Genomic DNA, 21,429 nt, shown 5'->3' on the forward strand with positions numbered 1-21,429 from the left:
CCGCCTTGCGATGCACCGCACCTGGGGGTACCCCCAGCGGTAGCTGGGGGAGCCGCGGGACCCGCCCTCCGGGCGGCCGGCGCTACTTTCGAAACACGCCCTAGCACAGAAGTTTGTGCCCCGCCGGGTGCCCGTCAGCCCCTCTTAAGATCTCCGCATGGAGCTGACATTCGTGGATGTACGGCCCGGTGAACCGGACATGACGGCGGAAGTGGGGCCCCTCATACGCACGTTGAGGCCCGCCCTGACCGCCGACGGGTTCGCCGCCTTCGCCGGCGAGGCACACGCGCAGGGCCTCGTCTTCACCGCCGCACGCGACAACCAGGGACGCTACCTGGCCGTCGCGACGCACCGGGTGCTCGCCACCAGCCGGGGCCGCACCCTCTTCGTGGACGACCTGGTCACGGCGCTCGACGCACGCCGCGCCGGGGTGGGCGCCCGGCTGATGGACGAACTGGAGATCAGAGCGCGCAAGGCGGGCTGTGAACGCGTCGAGCTGGACTCCGGTGTCACCAACCACGGCGCGCACCGCTTCCACCACACCTGCCGCATGGCCATCACAGCCCTGCACTTCACCCGCGACCTCTCCTGACCGCCTCACCGTGCTGCGCGGCGTCAACGGCTGCGCGAGCACGGTGCCGCTTCAGACCACCCACCGGCGATCAGGCGCGATACGAGACGGAGGGGGCGGGGGAGGTGGGGGCACCTCCCAGCGGTAGCTGAGGGAGGGTGGCGTTCTGGACACTCGAGCATATTTGGGTGCATGACCCGGAGCGATCAAGGCGGGTACCTGAGGCACCTAAATGTGCTGTCCGGAATGGCAGCCCCGGAGGCCCCGAACCCGGCCCCCAACAACGCGCGTCGGGGCGCCCGGACTTCCTGGGGCTGGGGGCACCCCCGGCCGAAGGTTGGGGGAGGGCGGGAGGGCGGGGAAAAAACCCGGTACAGCGAAACGCAGCGCCCTCAGCCCCCGGTCCCCAGGAGCCACCCCCGCGTCCCCTCCGCCGCCCCCGGCGCCACCCCCTCGATGGACGCCTTCAGGTCCGCGAGCGTCTGACCGGCCAGTTCCTTGCGCCATGCGAGGTCCGCGCGGGCCATGGCCTGGTGCACCAGGCACGGCTGGCGGAAGTCGTCGTCGAGCAGCGTGCCGTTGTTGGGGGTCCGCTTGCGGATGTGGGTGCACTGGAACGCCGGGTCCCGCCCCTCGATGGCCGTGACGACGTCCAGGACGGTGATCTCCTCGGGCTGCCGGGCGAGCCGGAAGCCGCCGCGCGGTCCGGGGGTGGAGGAGACGATGCCCTCGCGGGCCAGCGCTTGGAGCTGTTTGTTGAGGTAGGCCGTGGGCAGCTCGTAGAAGGCGGCCAGCCGGGCCGCCGTGACGGCCCTCTCGGGACCGGCCCAGGCCAGGTTGAGGCAGCAGTGGAGTGCCCACTCCACGCCCTCGTTCATCCTCATGTTCTCGATGCTACATGTCCAGATCCCGTTATCACGGACATACGGAATCCAGGATTCCGGATCCCGGGGAACGGCACCCCTCAAAGATCGCCGGTGAAGGCCAGCAGCGTCGGCGTCCCCCAGGGGGCGCCCGCCGAGGCGTTCGGGGTGGCCTGGGCGATGAGCCACTTCTTCACCACGTCGAAGGGGGCGTCCCCGTACGTGTCCTTGTAGAGCGCGGCGATCCCCGTCACATGGGGCGCGGCCATCGACGTCCCGCTCATCATGGCGTACGAACCGTCGGGCCACGCGGAGGCGATGTCCACACCGGGCGCGGTGAGGTTGACGCAGCTGCCGAAGTTGCTGAACGACGCCAGGTGGTCGGCCTGGTCGGTGGCCGCCACCGTGAACGCCTCGGTCGCGCTGGCGGGCGAGATGACGCAGGAGTTGATGTCGTCGTTGCCCGCCGCGACGACCGGGAAGACGCCGGCGCGGGCCAGGCCGTCCAGGGCGTCGTTCATCGCGGGCGAGTACATGCCGCCCAGCGACACGTTCGCGACGGCGGGCTTGACCGCGTTCCGGGCCAGCCAGTTGATGCCCGCGATGATCCCCGAGTTGGGGCCCGCGGCATCGCAGTCCAGGACCCGGACGGAGACGAGGCGGACCTCGCGGGCGATCCCGGCGTGCGCGCCGCCGACCGTGCCCGCGACGTGCGTGCCGTGCCCGGCGCAGTCCTCGCCGTCGAGGCCGTCGCCGATCTCGTCGATGCCGGGCGTGGCACGGCCGCCGAACTCGTCGTGCGCGAAGTCGATGCCGCTGTCGATGATGTACGCGGTCACCTTGGAGCCGGTGGCCTTCACGGTGAAGCCGTGCGTGTGGGGCGTGCGGTGGGAGATGCGCTCCAGCCCCCAGAAGATGCCGGGCGCGGAGAGCTCGGCGTCCGTGGCGGCGGGGCCCGTCCGCCCGTCCGTGCCGTGTCCGCCGTCGTGGCCCGGGGCCGCGCCCGGGCGCGGCAGCAGCCGCCGGGGCGGCGAGGGGACGCGGTCCTGCGGGGGGAGGGCGACCTTGGTGTCCTGCTCCACCTTGCGGACCTGCGGCAGCGCGCGCACCTGCGCCAACTGGGGCTCGGTCAGCGGGGCGGAGAAGCCGAGCATCGCGTCCTGGTAGAGGTGGTGCGGGGTGACGCCGGCGTCGTGCGCCACGCGCGCGGGGTCGCTGCCGGGAGTCAGGGTCACGATGTACTCGCCGGGGATGGCGTTCGGCGCGCTCGCCCCCAGCAGCGGGGCGAGGGCGGGCAGCGGGGCCGGCGTCCGCGCGGGCGCGGCGGCCGCCATGGGCAGGACGCACACGGCGCAGACGGCGCTCACACACGCGGCGGTCATGGTCAACGTCCGGCGCAGGGACACACGCATGCGTGAACTCCTCGGTCGACAGGGGCCGCGTGAGCCGTCGGACCGTCAGCCGGCCCGCTCTCCCACCCTGTCAGCCAAGATCGCCCCGGTGCGCGCCCGGCTACGCCATCCGTGCCGGGGCCCCAGCAGCAGCCCCAAGGCGATCCAGACGTACGCGCTGCCGCCGATGAGCGAGCTGGGGCCGCCCTGGCCCGGTTCGTCCAGCCACAGCCACACGATGCTGCTGCACAGCACCACGTACGCGCCCACCGCGATCGCCACCCGGGCGCGGGTCCGCACCCGCAGCGCCTCACCGGCCAGCACGGCCAGCGCCGGGATCATCCACACCAGGTGGTGCACCCAGGTCACCGGGCTGATCAGGCAGGCCGCGACACCGGTGAACGCCACGCCGTTGGTGACGTCGGCGCGCCGCACCTTGTACGCCCACACCGCCAGCACGGCCACCACCGCGACCGCCCACACCCACTCCGGCGCGTCGAGCCGGGCGAGGGTGCCGCGCAGCGACTGGTTGCCGGCGTACGAGAGCGAGCCGACGCGGTCGGTGTCCCACATCGCCTGCGTCCAGAACGTCCGGGACGCGCCCGGCGCGGCCAGGACGGCGAGCAGGGTCGCCCCGGCGGCGGTGGCCGCCGCCGTGAGCCCGGCCCTGCGGTGCCCGGCGATCAGCAGCCACCCGATGAACAGGGCGGGGGTCAGCTTGACCGCGGCGGCCAGGCCCGTCGCGTACCCGGCCCAGCGGCTGCCGCGGCGCAGGAGTTCGGCGTCGAGCAGCACCAGCGCGAGCAGCGCGAGGTTCACCTGCCCGAAGGTGAAGGTGTCCCGGACCGGTTCGAGCAGCGACATCAGGCAGCCGGCCAGCACCATCGCGTACCACTGGGGCCAGCCCTGGCGGCGGATCACCGGCCCGGCCGTCCACTGGAGCACCAGCAGACCGGCGCCGATGTTGAGGGTGGCGGCCAGCACCACGGTGGTCGGCCAGTCCACCCAGGCCATCGGCAGCATGCACAGCGCGGCGAACGGCGGGTAGGTGAAGCCGTACACCGTGCCGGGCCGCAGGTAGTCGTAGAGCGCGCCGCCGTCGTGCACCCAGGAGTTGATCGCGCCGTGGTAGACGGCCACGTCGAACCAGTGCCGGTGCAGCGGCACCGTCGCGAGGAAGACGAAGGTCGCGGTCACCGCCACGACCGCGCTCACCACGCGTTGCGTGGCGGGAGCCCGAAGAGACCCGGGGGCCCCGAGGGATCTGAGGGACTCGAGAGCACGGAGAGCACTGCGCATGAAGGTCCTGACGTTCATGAGGCGGGGGCCGGGCGGGCCGGCCGTACCAGCCGCACGAGATGGAGCACGACGATCGGCAGCAGGGCGGCGGCGGCGCCCGCGGTCGCCAGGGCCACTTGGTGCACGGTGGCGGGGAAGCCGTTCGGGAGCACCGCCAGGGCCAGCACCGCGCTGCCCACGGCGGCCACCCGGCGCACCCGCCCGTCAGGAGCGGCCACGGCGAGCGGCACGAGCCCCCACAGCAGGTACCAGGGGCGTATCGCGGGGCCGAGCAGCGCGACCGCGAGCAGGCTCAGGCCGAGGGCGTAGACGGGGCCGAGCCGCCTGCGGAACAGCCACACCGCGCCGATCGCCACCGCGACGGCGACCAGGCTCAGCATCCGCCAGGTGTGCGGGGTGCCGATGAAGCGGGCCATGGTGTTGACCAGCGACCAGTTGGAGGCGGAGGCGGGCGTGCTCAGGGCGCCTATCCAGCCGTACCCCACGCCGGTCACCGCCGTGATGCCGACCGTCGTCGCCCCGGCGACCACCGCCGTGGTGCCGCCCGCGCGGGCCAACCGCCAACGTCCTTCCATGTGTTCGGCCCACAAGGTGGCCACGACCAGCAGTCCCAGCGCGGCCGGCGCCTTGACCAGGGCGGCCAGCGTCACCAGCACCGTCGCGATCACCTGCCGCCGCGCGAGCGCGGCACCGAGGCCGGCGCCCAGCAGGCCCAGCATCACCGCGTCGTTGTGGGCGCCCGCCACGAGGTGCAGCAGCACCAGGGGGTTGAGCGCCCCCAGCCACACCGCCTGCGCGGGGTCCGCGCCGCAGCGCCGGGCCAGCCGCGGCAACTGCGTGGCGAGCAGGGCCACTCCGAGCAGCGCCAGCGCCCGCATCCCGGTGATCCCGGCGTGCGCGCTCAGCCGCGCGAGGGCGAGGAAGGCGGGACCGTACGGTGCCGGGGTGTCGCGCCAGATCGCCGGCACCTCGGCCGCCGCCGCACCGCCGAGCACGCTCGGTCCGTACGTGTAGGCGTCGATGCCCTTGCTGACCATCGCGCCCTGCGCCAGGTAGCTGTAGACGTCCCTGCTGAACAGCGGGGGCGCGAGCAGCAGGGGTGCGGCCCAGACGGCGAAGGTGGTCAGCAGGCTCCGTATCGTCGGCGGCTGCGGACCGCGCACCAGCCGGCCGAGCTGCCACCACGCGGCGATCAGCAGCCCGAGTCCGAAGTAGGCCACCAGCAGCCCGATCGCCGCCTCCCCTCGGGGCAGGGCGAATTCGTCCCGGACGGGCAGCGCCCCCGCGGCCCTTCCGCCGACAGCCAACGCGACCGTCCCGGCAAGTCCGAGGGCCATGGTGCGAGTCACTACCGCACGATCGCATCATCGGGTGACCGCCGAACGACGCGCGGGCAACCGGCGGGTGACCGATCATCCCGCGAGCAGCCGGGCGGCGTCCCGCACGATGCCGCTGTGGACGGCGTCCCGTGTGTACGGTGACGGCTCCCGCCCGTGCTCGATCTCGTCGAGTTCCCCCGCCCACCGCACCAGGTCCGCCAGTTCTCCGGGGTGTCCCAGCTCCCCGGCCGCCTCGCGGATCAGCCGGACCCCGTCGGCGGGCGCGAGGACGCCGCGGGTGATCAGCCCGGCCCAGCACCGCGTCATCTCCCACCGCGCGGCCGCGACGTCGGCGGGGAGCAGCGGCAGCAGGCCCAGTTCCTCCAGGACGCGGTCGAACAACGCATCCGCCTCGTCCGTCTCGTTGCGCCCCAGCCCCGCGAGCTGCCGCAGCGCGGGGCTGTCCTCGCCGGCGAGCAGCGCGTCGAGTCCCGCCTCCACCAGTGCGGCGCGGTCCCGGCCCGGCCACGCGTGCGCGCGGTCCGCCGCGAGCATCCGGATACGGCTGAGCGCCTCGCTCCTCGTCATGTTCCACCCCCGAAGTCGTACGGACCACCAGGGCACGGACTCTATGCGGCGGAGCGCACGGCGTTCGGCCGTCAGCCGAGGCGGGCCGCGGGGAACTGCGCGACCGGCCACCGCGGACCCGCGCGGAACGATCGCACCCCCGGTCCCCGCGGAGCGCACGGCGTTCGGCCGTCAGCCGAGGCGGGCCGCGGCCTCGGCGATGATCGCGGCGACGCGGGCAGGCTGTTCGACGAGCACGCCGTGGCCGGCCCGTGGCACGGGGACCAGGGTGATGCTGGGGCAGGCGTCCAGGTCGCGGCGTTCGCCGTCGGTGAGGCCGATGTCGTCGGCCTCACCGCGGACGACCCAGGCGGGCAGGGCGGTGGCGCAGAGCCGGGGGACGAGCGAGCCGTGCCGGTCCAGGTGGTCGTAGTAGTGGCGGAGCGCGCGGTGGCAGAAGGCGGGGTCGTTGTCGGCCAGGACCGCGGCGAGGGTGTCGCGGCGGCCCGGCGGCAGGCTGTCGCGCACGGCGCGCGGGAAGAGCCGCAGGGCGACCGCCCAGGCCGCCCCGCCCAGGCCCGGGACGCGGCCGAGGCGGTCCAACAGCGCGAACTCGGGGGCCTCGTCGTTCCGCGAGAAGCTGGGGGAGAGCAGCACGAGCGGGCCGGTGAAGGCGCCGGCCACCGCCATCTCGATGGCGACCGTGGAGCCGAGGCCCTGACCGACGACGAGGTCGCAGCCCTGTTCCGCGGCGACCCGGCCCAGGAGGCGCGCGTAGTTCTCCACGGAGACGTCCTGCGGCGCCGGGGTGCGCCCGAAGCCGGGGAGGGTGACCGCGGTCAGGCCGAGGCGCGCGTCGGCGAGCGCCGGTTCGGCCATGACGTCGGCGTAGAACTCCGCGGTGCACAGGCCGCCGGGCAGCAGCAGCGCCCGGTGCCGGGCGTCGGCCGGGCCGGCAGTCCGGATGTCCCAGTCCACGGTTCGGGTCTCGGTGCTCACGGGGCCCCACCCTGGTGCTGCCGCCCTGGTCGCGCGACCACCCTGCTCCGTACGCGGCGTGTCGCCGGGATGCGATCCTGGAGGGCGTGCGGGACGTGACGACGGTGGTTCGGGAGGCGTTCGCCGGCGCCGTGGGGGCGGCCGGCGCGGACGCGGAGTTCGCTGTGGACGCCGGGGCGTCGGCGCTCGCGGCGGCGGGATGGGAGCAGGCGGGCCCGGCGGTGCTGGCCGCGCTCGACGATCTGCTGAGCGGCTGCCGGGGCCGCGGCTGGGGGAATCCGGACCTGGTGCGGATGGCCCGCAGGGAGCTCGGCCCCGAGCATGTGCGGCTCGCGGAGCGGCTGCTCGCGGTGGACGGCGCGCCGCGGCCGGAGGCGACGGCCCTGCTGACGGCGTACGCCCGCGAGGAGCGGCTGGACCGCTTCGGCGCGGCGACCGCCGTGCTGGAACTCGTCCGCCTCCTGGGCCGGCTGCCCCGGATCACCCCGCTGACCGCCGCCCCGCCGCGGCCCGCGGCGGGGAGCGGCGCGGGGTCCAAGCTGGGGCGGATCCGCGCGCTGCTGGCGAAGGCGGAGTCGACCCCGTACCCGGAGGAGGCCGAGGCGCTCAGCGCCAAGGCGCAGCATTTGATGGCCCGCTACAGCGTCGACGAGGCCCTGCTCGCGGGGCCGGCCCCCGGCGACGGGCCGGGTGCGCGCCGGGTCGGTGTGGACCGGCCGTACGAGGCCCCCAAGGCGCTGCTCCTGGACGCGGTCGCCTCGGCGAACCGCTGCCGCGCGGTGTGGTCGGCGGAGTTCGGCTTCTCGACGGTGGTCGGCTACGAGGCCGACCTGGAGGCCGTGGAGGTGCTCTACACCTCGCTGCTGGTGCAGGCGGAGACCGCGATGCTGCGCGGCGGCGGTGCGGCACGCGCTAAGGGCCGCAAGAACCTGTCCCGGAACTTCCGCGAGTCGTTCCTCATCGCCTACGCGGGGCGGATCGGCGAACGGCTCGCGTCGGCCACCCGGGACGCCACCCGTGAGGCCGGTGAGGAGGGCGGCGGCAGCGCGGAGGTGCTGCCCGTCCTCGCGGCGCGCGAGGTCGCGGTGGGCCGGGCGGCCGACGAGATGTTCCCGCAGACCCGCTCGCAGCGGCTCAAGGGCCGCGACCGCGAGGGCTGGGAGCACGGCACGGCCGCGGCGGACGGCGCCCGGCTCTAGCGAACGGAAAACCGGCCCTCGCGCGCCCGCCGAAGCTCCCGCGGCGGCCCCTCGCGGGGGCGCGGAGCCCCGTCCGCGGCCGGGCCCGAGGGAGCCGTCACCCGGAGCCCGCGCGGCCGCTCGGACGCCCGTACCGGCGATGGGGAAACCGTCGCTGAGCTGGGCTTTCATGCCCCACGGGCCTAGGCTGGCGGCACCGCGAAAGGAGTCCTGATGGATCGTCATATCCGTACGGTCGAGGACGTGCTGGAACTGCTGGACGGCCTGTTCGCGCCGGAGGCCGACCGCTGGACGGGCGGCGCGGCCGACTGGTGGGACGGCTTCTACACCGACCGCTCCAAGCCGGTCCCGTTCTTCGCGCGGAAACCGGACGAGAACCTGGTCTCCTACCTCGACCGGGGCCTGCTCGCCCCCGGCGGCCGGGCCCTGGACCTCGGCTGCGGTCCCGGCCGCAACGCCCTGCACCTGGCCGCCGCGGGCTTCGCCGTGGACGCCGTCGACCTCTCGCCCGCGGCCGTCGCCTGGGGCGAGGAGCGGGCCCGCGAGACCGGCGCGCGGGGCGTGCGCTTCCACCGCGGCGACGCCTTCGCCCTGACCGCGTCCGGCGGCCCGCTGGAGGGCCCGTACGACCTGGTCCACGACTCGGGCTGCTTCCACCACCTGCCGCCGCACCGCCGCGTCAGCCACCTCGCCCTGCTCGACCGCGTCCTCGCTCCCGGCGGCCACTTCGCCCTCACCTGCTTCGCCTCCGGCGCCATGGGCTCGGAGCTGCCGGACGCCGACCTCTACCGGCAGGCCCGCCTGCACGGCGGGCTCGCCTACACGCCGGAGTCCCTGCGCGCGATCTTCTCCGGGCTCACCGAGATCGAACTGCGCCGCATGCGCGACGAGCCGCCGGACTCCCCGCACTTCGGCGAGCCCTTCCTGTGGACCGCCCTGTTCCGGAGGACGCCCTAGAACAGCCAGCGCGTCTGGCTGTACGTCGTCCCCCGTCCGTAGGCGAAGGCCGTCCTCGGCTCGACCTGGTAGACGAGCGCCTCGTTGCCCGCCTCCCCGCGGAACACCTCGCCGTGAACCTCGAAGCGCCATTCCTCGCCGTACTTGGCCTCGTACACCTCGGCGATGCGGCGCAGCTGCGTGTCACTGCGCACGCGCGCCGCCTCGCCCTCGACGACCACGTCCAGGCCCTCGTGCAGCGCGTTGGTGCCGGTGGTGAGCACCACCTTCGCGTTGCGGGCGAGGTTGCGCGCCTTGCGCTCGTCGGCGCCGGTGCTGAAGTGCAGGGCGTTCTCGTACCAGACCCCGATGAGCGGGGTGACATGAGGACGCCCGTCGGGGCGGACGGTGGTCAGCCAGTAGATCTCGGCATCGGCCAGGAAGCGGTGCGCCTGGCTCCAGGTCGTCGGGTCGGCGCCGTCACTGCTGTAGCGGGCGTCGAGCTCGGCCTCGGGTTCCTTTTCTGCTGCCATGACTCCACTGATACTCCATCAGGCCGCGCGGAGCGCGTACGCGCGGTCGACGGACTCCGCCAGGTCGGCCACGGCCGGGTCCTCCGTGGTCCTGGCCAGGGAGCGCGCGCGCTCGGCGAGTTCGGCCAGCCCCGGGGCGCCGGGCAGCTGCTCGTCACCGGTGGGGTACGTCCGCAGGGCGTCGGCGAAGTACGCGGCCACCGCGTCGACCCGCAGCCGCGCCGACGTACCGGAGTCCCACAGCGCACCGGTCAGCCGGTCCGCCTCGATCGTCGCCGACCGCTCGTGCGGGGCGCGGCCCGCGGGGTCGAGCCAGCGGACGGTCGCGGTGGCCACATGGCCCCGCGCGCCCGGCCGAAGGCGCACGGCGTACAGCGCGGTCACGGTGTGCCCGGGGCCGACCTCGCCGCCGTCCACCCGGTCGTCGCGGAAGTCCTCGTCGGCCACGGCACGGTCCTCGAAGCCGATGAGGCGGTAGTCCTCCACCGTCCCCGGGTCGAAGGCGACCTGCGCCTTGGCGTCACGGGCGCGCAGCTCCACATTGGCCGGCAACTGGTCCACGAAGAGCGCCCGGGCCTCGCGCTCGGTGGAGACGTACGAGGTGTGGCCGTCGCCCCGGTCCGCCAGCCGCTCCATCAGCGCGTCGCCGTACTCGCTGCCGACACCCACCCCGTACAGCGTCACACCGTGCTGCTCCCGGGCCCGGGCGATCCGCTCCAGCAGGGCGTCCGGATCCGTCTCACCGGTGTTGGCCAGCGCGTCCGAGAGCAGCACGACCCGGTTCGTGACGCCCGAGCGGGCGCCCTCCAGGGCCACGTCGTAGCCCGCGCGCAGGCCCGCCTCCAGATTGGTGGACTCCTCGGGCCGCAGTCCGTCGATCACCTCCCGTGCGTGCGCACGGGCCCCCTCGGCGCCCAGCCGCGTCATCGGCAGCGCCACCCGCGCCCGCGAGCTGAACGTCACCACGGCCAGCGAGTCGTCCCCCCGCAGCTCGCCGACCGCCGACCGCAGCGCCTTCTGCACGAGGTCCAGCCGCCCCGGCTCACCCATCGAGCCCGAGACGTCCACGACGAACGTCAGCGCGGCGGGCTTGCGTGCCGCCTTGTCGGCGGCGCGCGTGGCCAGCCCGATCCGCAGCAGCGACCACCGCGAACCGGCCCCGGGGGTGCGGGCACCGTCCGCGGTGACGGAGAAGCCGTCGCCGTCCGGGCTCGGGTAGTCCTGCCGGAAGCTGTTGACGAACTCCTCGTACCGCACCGCCGACGGGTCCGGCAGCTGCCCGTTGCTCAGCTGCCGGGCGGCATAGCCGTACGACGCGGTGTCCACGTCCAGCGCGAACGTCGACAACTGGTCCTGCGCGGGGGCGCGTTCGCCGTCCGGCGCCTGTGTTCCCCCCGCGACGCGGGCCGGTGCGGGCGCGGGGCGGTGCCCCGCGTCGTGACTGCTCCCGCGCGGGCCCACCGCGCTGCACCCCGCGAGCAGCGCCCCCGCGGCGACCGCCAGCGCGATGGTTCTCGTCGTCCGCCTCATGTCGTGTCCCCTCCCCGTACGGCTTCTGTGACTGTGACGCACGGGGCCTTCCCAGGGGGGCTTCGGCGGCGTTGCGGATGCGTCTCGTTCAAGCAACGCCGCTGCGCTTCGCTGTGCCTGGGTTTTTCCCCGCCCGCCCTCCCGAGTGCCCGGCGCGGTAAGTGCGGGCCCCGCTCTGTTCGTTGTGGGGGTCGGCGCCGCTCCGGAGTCCTCCCCCAACCTTCGGCCGGGGGGACCCCCACGGCGCTCGCGGTTTACCCCCGTACATCGTGTGCCGCGGTCGCCGCTCGTCCCTCCCCCAGCTACCGCTGGGAGGTGCCCCCAGCGGGCGGACCCCGGCGCACCCCCTCCCGGGGTCGTTGGGGCGCCTTACGGCCGGTGGGGTGTCGGTGGGCGGTGACGGCTGCGCACTTGGACAGCGCGGCGCCAACGGGTGCCCGAGTACGGTGCCGTCCATACCCACCCACCGGGGATCAGGCGCGAGAGCTCACGGAGGGGGCGGGGTCGTAGGGGTGGCGTTCTGGACGCTGGAGCATATTTGGGTGCATGACCCGGAGCGCTCGACGGAAAGTGCCTGAGGCACCTAAATGTGCTGTCCAGAATGGCAGCCCCGGAGGCCCCGAACCCGGCCCCCACACAACGGGCGGCGGGGCGCCCGGACTTCCTGGGGCACACGGGCGGGCGGGCGGGGAAAAAACCCGGTACGGCGAAGCGCCGCGTTGGGTCACCGCCTCCGACGGCGTCCCCCTCGCGGTGTACGAACACGGCGACCCCGCCGCCCCCACGGTCCTGTGCGTGCACGGCTTTCCCGACGACCACCGGGTGTGGGACGCCGTGGCGGCACGCCTGGCCGCACATGGTTTCCACGTGGTGACCTACGACGTGCGCGGCTCGGGCTCGTCCGGCGCGCCGCGCCGCACCCGCGCGTACCGGCTGCCGCAGCTCGCCGCCGACACCACGGCGGTGGCGGACGCAGTGAGCCCGCACGCGCCGGTGCACCTGCTGACGCACGACTGGGGGTCCGTGCAGAGCTGGCACACCGTCAGTACGCCGGAGCTGGCGCACCGTTACGCCTCGATGACGTCGATCTCGGGCCCGGATCTGGACCACACCGGCCGCTGGTACCGGGCCCAGGTGCGCCGGCCCACCCCCGCACGGCTGGGCAAGCTACTGCGCCAGGCGCTGGCCTCGCAGTATGTGGCCTTCTTCCATCTGCCCGGCGTCGCCGAACTGGCCTGCCGCAGCGGCTTACTGGACGGGGTGATCAAGGGCCTGCTCCGCCTGGAGACCGGTGAGCCCCCGCAGGGGTACGGGCCGGGGCGGGCCGCCCGCAACCGGGCCGGGCTGAAGCTCTACCGGGCCAATGTGCTGCCCCGCATGCTCCGCCCGCGGGTCCGGCACGCCGCCCTGCCGGCGCAGGTACTGGCCCCGTCCAAGGACGTGTTCGTGCTGCCGCCGTGGCAGACGGAGATCTCCGACTGGGCCCCCGGTGCCGAGATCCACCACGTGGACGGCGGCCACTGGCTGCCCGGCTTCCGCCCCGCACTCGTCGCCGAGTACGTCGTGCGCCTGGTCGAGCGCGTCGGGAGGGAGGGGGCCGCCCGGTGACCGCCGGGCGCGGGCGGCGTGGGCCGTCACGGCAGTGCGGCGGCCCGCCGCCCGGGCGTTACGCCGACATCGAGTCCATCGGCATGGGCAGCACCTGCCCCTCCATCATCGCGCCGAGGCCGCGCACCGCGCAGACGTCCGGCCGGTCGGCGATCGTGACGGGCATCCCGGTCGCCTGGCGGAGCATCATGTCCAGGCCGGGCAGCAGCGCGCTGCCCCCGGCGAGCATGATGCCGCGGTCGGTGAGGTCGGCGACGAGGTCGGGCGGGCAGCGCCGCAGGACGGTGCCGATGCCGTCGATGAGGGCCCCCATCGGCATGCGGATGGCCCGGCGGACGCTCTCGATGTCGACGGTGACGGTGCGGGCGATGCCGCTGGCCACGTCCCGGCCCTGGACCTCCGTGCTCGGCGCGATGGGCCCGGGGGCGGACAGGATCTCGTGCAGCGGCCGCACCGACTGGGTGGGCAGCACCAGTTCGTGCGCGTTGCGGACGTGCTGCACCACCACGTGGTCGATGGCGTCGCCGCCGACGGGGATGGTCTCGGCCGCGACGATCGCGCCGAGCGACAGCACCGCGATCTGCGTCGTGCCGGCCCCGCTGAGCATGATCATCGTCGCTTCGGGCTGCTCGACCGGCAGTCCGCAGCCGACGGCGGCGGCGATGACGGAGTCGACGAGTTCGACCCGCCGGGAACCGAGCCCGTAGAGCGTCTCGATCGCCGCGCGCTGGGCCAGCGGCTTGCTGCTGTTGGGGGTGCACACCGCGGCGCGCAGCATGGGCTTGCGCCGCCACGCCTTGCGGAGCCGGCCGCCGAGCAGGTGCCGGAGCATGCGCTGGGCCATGTCGATGTCGACGACCATGCCGGCCTGGATGGGCCGGACGACGCGGATGTGGTCGGGGGTCCGTCCGGTCATCTGCTCGGCCAGTGACCCGACGGCGATGAGGGCCCCGCTGTGGGCGTTGACGGCGGCCACGCTGGGCTCGTCCACGACGAGTCCCTGTCCCTTGATGTAGACGCGGGTCCGTGAGGCGCCGAGGTCGACGGCTACGGAGCAACGGCGCAACTGCGCGAGGCTGACGGTCACGGCAGGTCCTCCCCGAGGGAGCCGGTTCCCGGGACCGCCCCGGTGGCAGTCCCGTATGATCATCGTGACGGTATTGCCCCGATTTCGCCCGTAGAGTTGCGCTGCCCGGGGGAGGCGTCCCTCCTGCGGCCTAGCGGACGATGCGCGCCGCGAGGACCGCGATGTCGTCGTCGGCGGGCTCGCAGACCAGCAGGGACAGGATCCGGTCGACCAGACCGCCCAGATCCCCGTCCGGGTGCAACCGCAACCTGGCGAGCCGGTCGAGGGACACGTCGATGTCCTCGCCGCGGCGTTCGACCAGGCCGTCGGTGTAGAGCAGCAGGACGTCGCCGCGCCCGCACGCGCCCGAGACGATCTCGTAGCCGCCGTGCCCGGTCCCCAGCGGCGGCCCGACCGGCACCTCGACGAGCTCGACGGAGCCGTCCGGGCGAATCATGGCGGGCGGCAGGTGCCCGGCGCTGGAGTACGCGCACTTGCCGCGCGTCGGGTCCACCAGCGCCAGCAGGCAGCTGGCCGGGCGCCCCGACTCCGTCTCCGAGATCAGGGTGTCCAGCCGGCGCAGGATGCGGTGCGGCGGCAGGTCGGCGCCGGCCACGAAGCGCAGCATCGAGCGGTACTGGCTCATGTCGACCGAGGCCTCCACCCCGTGCCCCATGACGTCGCCCATGGCCAGCAGGGTGCGCCCGAAGGACAGCCGCACGGTGTCGTACCAGTCGCCGCCCACCAGGGCACTGCTGCCGGCCGGCTGGTAGCGGAAGGCGGCCTCGACGGTGGGGTGCGGCGAGCCCGGCTCGGACATCAGCGCCCGCTGGAGTTCGAGGGTGATGCCGTGCTCATGGGTGTAGCGGCGGGCGTTGTCCAGGCTGATCGCCGCGCGGCCCACCACGTCCTGGGCGATCTCCACGTCCCGTTCGGTGAAGGCCGGCGACTCCCCGCCGCGGACCATGCTGACCGTCCCGATGGGGTGCCCGCGCGCGGTCAGCGGCACGACCAGCGCGGAGTGGATGCCGGCCGCCCGGTAGGCGGCGATCCGCTCCAGGCCGCTCGCGGAGCGAGCGAGCGCGCCGTCGTGGCACAGGTCCTCCAGCACCGGGCGGCCCGACTGGAGGCAGCGCGGGATGGTCGAACCCTCCTGGTAGTCCAGGTACTGCCCGGGCTCGCCGAAGATCCTCACCTGGTCCCGCAGATTGGGCAGTGCCGCCATCGCCGCGCGGCGCAGCCGCAGCAGGCCGCGGGTGTGCGCGGTCGTGCCCTCCGGGGGCAGGACGTCCACGCTGGCGATGTCGGCGAGCAGCGGAACGAGGAAACGGGCCAGCTCGGAGCAGGTGGCCTCCATCTCCAGCGTGGTGCCGATCAAGGTGGCCGCCCGGTCCAGCAGGGCCAGCCGCTCGCGGGCCCGCTCCAGTTCGTGCTGCTCGTGCCGGGAGCTGCTGACCTCCAGCGTGATGCCGACCAGGCCGACCGCCGTGCCGTCCGGGCCGCTCAGCCGGTGGTACGCGCCCTGCCAGTAGCGCCGGGTCAGCCCCGAGGGCGCCCGGGTGTGGCCGCTGGACGGCACCTCGCGGGACGTGCCGTCGGCCAGGACCTGCTGCATCGTGTCCTCGCCGGTGTCGTCGAGGTCGGGCAGCACCTCGGTGATCGTGCGGCCCACGTGGGCCGCGGCGGAGACGCCGTTCATCCGGGCCAGGGCGGGGTTGACGTAGACGTAGCGCAGCCGCGCGTCGAGGATGCTCACGCCCGCCGGTGTGCCGTCCAGCACCTGCCGCAGGACCTCGTGGTCCAGTGGTGACCAGTCGCCGGGCCCCCTGTCACCGCTCACCCGGGTCATCCTCCCGTCCGCCGAGTGCGCCCGTACCCATGATCTGGCGGTCGGCCGTTCGGCGCACGCCCGGATGCGATCACCCCGGCGGGTGGCTATGGGCCCCGGCGGGGCGTGTCGCCGGACCGCCGCACGCGGGCGGCCGTCACGATCGGCCCGATGCGATGCAAGGCGGTGGCCGTGGTGCTGTGCCTGCTGCTGGCGGTGCCCTTCGCGCTGCGGGGGACGGCGACGGCGGCGGTGGCGACGGCGGCCGGACCGCCCGCGGGCGGCCCCGGCGTGGAGCGGCTGTACGCGGAGGCCGAACGCGCCGTGGAGCGGTACCAGGCGGCGGAGCTGGCGGCCGGGCGCAAGCGGGCCGAGCTGCGCGCGTTGCGGGTGACGGCGGACGGGGAGCGGCGCCGGCTGCGCGTGCTGCGGGACCGGGTCGGCGCCATGGCGCGCACGGAGTACCGCAACGCGGGACTCAGCCCGTCGGCCCGGGTGCTGCTGTCGGGGCGCCCGGACCGCCTGCTGGAGGACGTGACCCTGGTCCGCCAGGGCGAGCACGCCGAGGCCGCGCTGCTGACCGCGCACCGGGTGGCGCAACGCCGGCTGGCCGCGGACACGGCGGCCGTGGACGCCGCGCTGGACGACCTGGACGACCGGGTACGGCGGCAGGCCGAGCTCCGGCGGGACATCGAGGAGAAGCTGCTGCGCGCCGGGGCCGGGCTCGCCGCCCGCTACCTCGCCCTGCTGGGCGGCGGCATCCCGGCCCGCTGCCCGCACGCCGACCCCGTCGACGGCCCTGCCCCCGGCGCCTTCCGCCGCGGCGCCCCGCACTGGGTGAGCCCGGTGGCCCGCTACCGGCTCTCCGCCGGTTTCGACGACGCCGGCTCCCACTGGGCGCACCGGCACACCGGCCAGGACTTCGCCGTCCCCTCCGGCACACCGGTCCGCGCGGTCGGCGACGGCACCGTGGTGGCGGCCGGCTGCGGCGACGGCTTCGGCAACCAGATCGTCCTCCGGCACGACGACGGCTACTGCACGCACTACGCGCATCTGTCCGTCATCGAGACCTCGCCGGGCCGCCGGGTGCGTGCCGGGCAGCGCATCGGGCTGTCCGGCAGCTCGGGCAACTCCACCGGCCCCCACCTGCACTTCGAGGTCCGCGTCACCCCGCAGATGGGCTCGGCCGTCCCCCCGCTCCCCTGGCTCGCCCGGCACGGCGTCCGCGTGGCCGACCCGGGCGACTGAGGCGCCGCGGCCCCACCCGTCACAGCTGTCGCACAGGTCCGTTACTGTTCGGCTTCCGGCGTGCGATCTTGCCGCCGCCGGCTTTTCTGACCTGTGGGGGGTCCTGCATGCGCATATCGCGCGCACCCAGACCTGCCGTTCTGCACGCGGCAGCCCTTCTTCTGACCATCACCGGCGTCGCGGCCTCGACCGCCGCGCCCGCCTTCGCCGACAGCGGTGCCACCGTGCAGCGGGTGACGACCGGCGACGACGGCACACTGGCCGTGGTGTTGGACGACCCGAGTGCGCTCTGGGTCAAGATCAGCGTCCGTGCCTCGACGGCGCCGGACGCGCCCGTGCTCGCCTCCACCGACGAGGTGGAGTACAGCGAGTCGCGCGGCTGGTACACCCGGCAGCCGGTGCGGCTGCCCGAGGGCACCGCGTACGGCGACTACCCGGTGGACGTCGACTACCGCATGCCCGGCGGCACCACGCAGCACTGGTCCGGGAACAGCCTCGACTACCGCAAGCACACGGTCGTCGCCACCGCGGCGTTCGACCGCGGCACCACCGACTACGACCACCGCACGCTCGGCGTCAGCGGCACGGTCACGACCTTCGACCCGGCCACCGGGACGACCGTCCCCGCCGCGCCCGGCGTGGCCGTCCTGGTCTACTGGCTGGAGCAGGACGGTTACCTGCGGTCCAAGGGACTCACCGCGACCACCGCCGCGGACGGCACCTTCCGTCAGTCGGTGACCGTCAACGGCGCCCTGTCCGAGGTCAGTACGTACGTCCGGGGCGGCCAGTCGGCCGACGCCGCGCCCGACAGCCCGATGCCCCTGCCGAACGTGCCCGCGGAGCAGTTGACCTACCGGATCAGTGCTGATCCGTCGGCCGCCCGGGTGCACAAAGGTGTGGCCTTCGGCATCAGGGGCACGGTCCAGCGGCTGACGGCGGACGGCTGGAAGCCCTTCGCCGGCGCGAGCGTCCTCACGGGCTCCCGGCCGGTGAACACCTCGTCGCACGTCCCTTCCGGCGTGATGGGCTCGGGCACCGCGAACGCCTCGGGGGCGTTCGCCTACAGCGCGACGGCGTCCGTGACCACGACGCACTACACGTACGTCAAGCCGAACGGCTACTTCAGCTCCTTCCCGCAGGTGCAGCACCAGCTCTCCGTGCCCACCTCGGGGTCGTTCTCCGGCATGAAGATGTCGATCGACGCGTACGGCAAGGTGAAGGCCACCGGCAGGCTGTCCGGGTCCTGTTCCGCCGAGAAGCTGGCGTTGCAGTACTCCAAGAACGGCAGCACCGGCTGGTCCACCTTCAAGACCGCCGCCGCGGCCCAGAAGTCCGGCAGTACCTGCTCCTTCTCGATCAGCGAGTACGGCTGGCTCGACGGCTACTACCGCGTCCACCACGACGAGTCGAACGCGATGCTCGCCGCCGACTCCGGCAAGTCGCGGCTGCGCCGCACCGACACCCGCTTCGCCGCCTTCGACATGACGCCCAACAGCCCGCGTCTGGGCGGGGCGCTCACGGCCAAGGGCACCGTGCAGTACAAGTCGGGCAGCACCTGGAAGGCGTACAAGGGCGCGAGGATCGTCATCGTCTTCAAGCCGAAGGGCGAGAGCACCTGGTACTGGGCGGTGAAGGGGAAGACCGACTCCTCGGGCCGCTTCAGCCTCAGGACCAAGGCGTACGGCGACGGCACGTGGGGCGCCTACCTGGAGGCCGACTCCACCCACTTCTACAGCGAGTCGAAGGACGAGTACGTCAATGCGCGTTGATTCCTCCCGGCGCGCCCTGGCGCTGATCGTCTCCGTCGCCGCCCTGTCGGGCGGACTGGCTGTCACCCCTGCCCTCGCCGACGGCGCCGGGCCGGTGGTCGTCGGCGTGGCCCGCACGGTCGACGCCCAGCGGGGCACTTTCACCGTGCCGGCCTGGACCGACGCCTCCGGCGCCGACCTCACCTCGGTCACGGCGACCGTGCGCGAGGGCGACACCGTCGTGGCGGACGATCTGGCGCTGGCCCCGTCCGGCGGACTCTGGGCCGTGCCGTCCGACGCACCGCTGAAGCTGACCGAGGACGGCGGCGTTGTGCCGCATCTGGGTCGCTACGCCATCGACGTCACCGCCACCGACGACCAGGGCCACAGCACGACCCGCGCCGATGCGGGCACGCTGGACTTCACCCTGCGGCCGGTGCTGCGGACCAAGGGCTTCACCACTCCGCTCCTGGACTTCGCCCACCCCACGACGGCTGCGACCGGCCGGATCGAGGGCATCCAGCCGGGCAGCGGTGACTTGGTCCCTGTCGAGGGCCGTAAGGTCACCGTCGCCATGGTGTACAACGCAGTGGAAACGGCGCCGCTGCAGACGCTGACGGCAACCACCGACGCCGAGGGCGACTTCACCACGCCGGACTTCACCGTTCCTGGCAGCCGCGGGTTCCTCACCACGTTCACCGAGGACGGCGACGAGGTCCACGGCTCGGTCCGGGAGTTCTCCGCTCCCGCCTCCCACGGGCTGTGGGTGAGGATCGCCGCGAAGGCGGACCGCACGCGGGCGCTGCCGGGCCAGAAGATCACCATCAGCGGCACGGTCAAGGACGACGCGACGGGGCTTCCGGTGCCCGGTGCCGAGGTCGTCCTGGGCCTGGACTCCGTGCCCGAGGGCCGGATCGTGGTGACCACCGACAGCACGGGGGCGTTCTCCGGAGCTGTCGCCGCCGTGCCGCGGCTGTGGACCAGTTGGTACGCCTCCACGGCCCCGAACGGTTACCTGGACGGCAACGCCGTCTCCGGGCCGATCGCGCTCCCCGAGGACGGGACCTTCACCAACGTCAGCGCCAGGATCGACGCGGAGACCGAGGTGACGGTCTCCGCGAAGCTGTGGGCGGCGTACAACCGCGAGCAGTCCCTCCCGGCGCAGTTCGTCCACCTGGAGTACTCCCCGGACGGCAGGACCGGCTGGAAGGACCTCGGCACTGGGTACGCGAGGTGGAACGGCGGCACGGTCACGATCACCAAGTACGGCCGCCTCGACGGCTGGTACCGGCTGCACCACTACACCTCGGACCAGCTGGCCGAGACCGCCACCAAGCCCGTCCGGCTGACCCGCACCAACGCCCGGCTGTACTCGATGAAGGCGTCGTCCACCAAGGTGAAGAAGGCGGCCACGGTCACCTTCACCGGCACCCTGAAGGAGTACGTGTCCGGCACCTGGCGGCCGTACAAGGGCGCGCATGTCGAGCTGTTCTTCCAGAAGAAGGGCTCGACGAAGTGGACGTACATCTCCTCGGGCACCACCGCCTCGACGGGCAAGGCCACGCTCAAGGGCAAGCCCACCGCGGACGGCAAGTGGCTGATCCAGTACTTCGGTGACGCGAAGCACTTCGACAGCGACGGCACCGCCGTCTTCGTCGACGTGCGCTAGCGCACGGCACCACCCGCACGACGTGCGAGGGCGGGGACCGGCCGGGCGACCGGTCAGCCCCCGCCCTCGCGGCGTGCGGCCTCCGTGCGCAGCGACTGCCGCAGTTCGTGTGCCTCGCGGCGGTCCTCCTCGCTCGCCTCGGTGACGTCCAGGAAGATCTGGTCCAGTTCGGGGAACTCCCCGGCGAGCGTGGTCTTGATCCGGACGGCGGCCTCCTCCACCGTCTCGCTGTCGATGCCCTCCGTCAGGTCCACCCGGGCGGCCAGCAGCACCGAGTCGACGCCGAGCCGCATCGTCAGCAGCGCCGTCACCGTGTCGATCTCCGGCTGCCGGGTGAGCAGTTCGTGCGCCCGCTGCCGCAGCCGCGGGTCGGCGGCCTCGCCGATGAGGGTGTCGCGGCAGTCCTTGCCGAGCCGGTACGCCACGAACATGAGCAGCCCGGCGATGGCCAGGGACGCCCATGCCTCCCACTGCCGCCCCCCGGTCGCCCAGTGCAGCCCCACGCCCGCCAGGGCCAGCAGGACGCCGAGGACCGCCGCGCTGTCCTCGCCGATGACCGTGCGCAAGGTGGGGTCCTCGCCCTCGCGCAGTTCGGTGCGGAAGGAGCGGCCGTGCTCGCGCGCCCCGCCCCGCACCTGGAGCAGCGCCTTGGCCAGGGAGGACCCCTCGGCGAGCAGGGAGACCACCAGGACGACGGTGGCGATCAGGAAGGCCTTGAGGGTGTGCGGCTCGTGCTCGTGGAAGGCGCTGATGCCCTGGTAGAAGGAGAAGCAGCCGCCCATGACGAAGATCCCGACGGCGGCGAGCAGTGACCAGAACCAGCGCTCCTTGCCGTAGCCGAAGGGGTGCCGGGCGTCGGGACTGCGCCGGCTGCGGCGCAGCGCGGCGAGCAGGAAGATCTCGTTGAGGGTGTCGGCGACCGAGTGCGCCGCCTCCGACAGCAGTGCCGGCGACGTGCTGAGCAGGCCCCCGACGGCCTTCGCCGCGGCGATCACCAGGTTCGCGGCGAGGGCGACGAAGACGGTGCCCTTGGTCTGAGTGTCCTTGCCCATGGG

At 73.8% G+C, this 21,429-nt stretch carries 18 protein-coding genes; 7 read left to right on the forward strand and 11 right to left on the reverse strand.

All coding sequences use genetic code 11. From position 1 onward, the window contains the following. The first annotated feature begins 157 nt into the window (after nucleotides 1-157). Nucleotides 158-592: a GNAT family N-acetyltransferase gene (locus ACIP9H_RS10345; RefSeq protein ID WP_401592079.1), complete on the forward strand. Its 435-nt coding sequence runs from the start codon at nucleotides 158-160 to the stop codon at nucleotides 590-592. Between the two features lie 371 nt (nucleotides 593-963). On the opposite strand, the gene ACIP9H_RS10350 is transcribed toward ACIP9H_RS10345, so the two are convergent. The 6 genes from ACIP9H_RS10350 to ACIP9H_RS10375 form a co-directional block, all read right to left on the reverse strand. Beyond that, on the reverse strand, nucleotides 964-1,455 hold the full coding sequence (locus ACIP9H_RS10350; protein WP_401592081.1) for an RrF2 family transcriptional regulator: 492 nt from the start codon (nucleotides 1,453-1,455) through the stop codon (nucleotides 964-966). Between the two features lie 80 nt (nucleotides 1,456-1,535). Next, entirely contained in the window at nucleotides 1,536-2,846 is a 1,311-nt protein-coding gene (locus ACIP9H_RS10355; protein ID WP_401592083.1) for a S8 family serine peptidase, read from the reverse strand. A 45-nt stretch (nucleotides 2,847-2,891) separates the two neighbouring features. Next, nucleotides 2,892-4,040: a glycosyltransferase 87 family protein gene (locus ACIP9H_RS10360; protein ID WP_401958660.1), complete on the reverse strand. Its 1,149-nt coding sequence runs from the start codon at nucleotides 4,038-4,040 to the stop codon at nucleotides 2,892-2,894. Nucleotides 4,041-4,138: 98 nt separating this feature from the next. Beyond that, nucleotides 4,139-5,461 (reverse strand): polyprenol phosphomannose-dependent alpha 1,6 mannosyltransferase MptB, encoded by a 1,323-nt coding sequence (gene mptB, locus ACIP9H_RS10365; protein ID WP_401592105.1) that lies wholly within the window; start codon nucleotides 5,459-5,461, stop codon nucleotides 4,139-4,141. Nucleotides 5,462-5,536: 75 nt separating this feature from the next. Further along, a complete protein-coding gene (locus tag ACIP9H_RS10370; protein WP_401958663.1) occupies nucleotides 5,537-6,031 on the reverse strand; it encodes a hypothetical protein in 495 nt (164 codons plus the stop codon). A 171-nt stretch (nucleotides 6,032-6,202) separates the two neighbouring features. Beyond that, the gene (locus ACIP9H_RS10375) at nucleotides 6,203-7,009 is read right to left on the reverse strand and encodes an alpha/beta fold hydrolase (protein WP_401958666.1); all 807 of its coding nucleotides are present in this window, start codon (nucleotides 7,007-7,009) and stop codon (nucleotides 6,203-6,205) included. A gap of 95 nt (nucleotides 7,010-7,104) precedes the next feature. Here ACIP9H_RS10375 and ACIP9H_RS10380 point away from each other — a divergent pair, with 95 nt between their 5' ends. Continuing rightward, a complete protein-coding gene (locus tag ACIP9H_RS10380) occupies nucleotides 7,105-8,208 on the forward strand; it encodes a DUF2786 domain-containing protein (RefSeq protein ID WP_401958669.1) in 1,104 nt (367 codons plus the stop codon). A gap of 213 nt (nucleotides 8,209-8,421) precedes the next feature. Next, entirely contained in the window at nucleotides 8,422-9,165 is a 744-nt protein-coding gene (locus tag ACIP9H_RS10385; RefSeq protein ID WP_401958672.1) for a class I SAM-dependent methyltransferase, read from the forward strand. Here ACIP9H_RS10385 and ACIP9H_RS10390 read toward each other — a convergent pair. Further along, nucleotides 9,162-9,677 carry a pyridoxamine 5'-phosphate oxidase family protein gene (locus ACIP9H_RS10390; protein ID WP_401592093.1) on the reverse strand — a complete coding sequence of 172 codons (516 nt, stop codon included), beginning with the start codon at nucleotides 9,675-9,677 and terminating at the stop codon, nucleotides 9,162-9,164. The genes ACIP9H_RS10385 and ACIP9H_RS10390 overlap by 4 nt on opposite strands. Before the next feature lie 18 nt (nucleotides 9,678-9,695). Beyond that, the gene (locus tag ACIP9H_RS10395; protein ID WP_401958675.1) at nucleotides 9,696-11,207 is read right to left on the reverse strand and encodes a von Willebrand factor type A domain-containing protein; all 1,512 of its coding nucleotides are present in this window, start codon (nucleotides 11,205-11,207) and stop codon (nucleotides 9,696-9,698) included. 546 nt (nucleotides 11,208-11,753) lie between these two features. Between ACIP9H_RS10395 and ACIP9H_RS10400 the strand changes: the two genes are divergently transcribed. Continuing rightward, entirely contained in the window at nucleotides 11,754-12,815 is a 1,062-nt protein-coding gene (locus ACIP9H_RS10400; RefSeq protein WP_401958678.1) for an alpha/beta fold hydrolase, read from the forward strand. A gap of 58 nt (nucleotides 12,816-12,873) precedes the next feature. On the opposite strand, the gene ACIP9H_RS10405 is transcribed toward ACIP9H_RS10400, so the two are convergent. Both ACIP9H_RS10405 and ACIP9H_RS10410 read right to left on the reverse strand, forming a co-directional pair. Continuing rightward, nucleotides 12,874-13,902, reverse strand: coding sequence for a rod shape-determining protein (locus ACIP9H_RS10405; RefSeq protein WP_401592319.1), 1,029 nt, complete (start codon nucleotides 13,900-13,902; stop codon nucleotides 12,874-12,876). Nucleotides 13,903-14,032: 130 nt separating this feature from the next. After that, nucleotides 14,033-15,721, reverse strand: a complete 1,689-nt coding sequence (locus ACIP9H_RS10410) for a SpoIIE family protein phosphatase (RefSeq protein WP_401592321.1) — start codon at nucleotides 15,719-15,721, stop codon at nucleotides 14,033-14,035. A gap of 159 nt (nucleotides 15,722-15,880) precedes the next feature. Here ACIP9H_RS10410 and ACIP9H_RS10415 point away from each other — a divergent pair, with 159 nt between their 5' ends. The 3 genes from ACIP9H_RS10415 to ACIP9H_RS10425 all read left to right on the forward strand — a co-directional run bounded on the left by ACIP9H_RS10415 (nucleotide 15,881) and on the right by ACIP9H_RS10425 (nucleotide 20,374). Then, nucleotides 15,881-16,957 carry a M23 family metallopeptidase gene (locus ACIP9H_RS10415; protein ID WP_401592323.1) on the forward strand — a complete coding sequence of 359 codons (1,077 nt, stop codon included), beginning with the start codon at nucleotides 15,881-15,883 and terminating at the stop codon, nucleotides 16,955-16,957. A gap of 107 nt (nucleotides 16,958-17,064) precedes the next feature. After that, a complete protein-coding gene (locus ACIP9H_RS10420) occupies nucleotides 17,065-18,726 on the forward strand; it encodes a hypothetical protein (RefSeq protein ID WP_401592325.1) in 1,662 nt (553 codons plus the stop codon). Further along, nucleotides 18,716-20,374 carry a hypothetical protein gene (locus ACIP9H_RS10425; protein WP_401592327.1) on the forward strand — a complete coding sequence of 553 codons (1,659 nt, stop codon included), beginning with the start codon at nucleotides 18,716-18,718 and terminating at the stop codon, nucleotides 20,372-20,374. Before ACIP9H_RS10420 ends, ACIP9H_RS10425 begins: the two co-directional genes overlap by 11 nt. A 53-nt stretch (nucleotides 20,375-20,427) precedes the next feature. Here ACIP9H_RS10425 and ACIP9H_RS10430 read toward each other — a convergent pair whose 3' ends face one another. Beyond that, the gene (locus tag ACIP9H_RS10430) at nucleotides 20,428-21,426 is read right to left on the reverse strand and encodes a cation diffusion facilitator family transporter (RefSeq protein WP_401592329.1); all 999 of its coding nucleotides are present in this window, start codon (nucleotides 21,424-21,426) and stop codon (nucleotides 20,428-20,430) included. Between the last annotated feature and the right edge of the window lie 3 nt (nucleotides 21,427-21,429).

Origin of the sequence: Streptomyces sp. NPDC088732 (genome assembly GCF_044751205.1) — a bacterium.
In the GTDB taxonomy this organism is placed as follows: domain Bacteria; phylum Actinomycetota; class Actinomycetes; order Streptomycetales; family Streptomycetaceae; genus Actinacidiphila.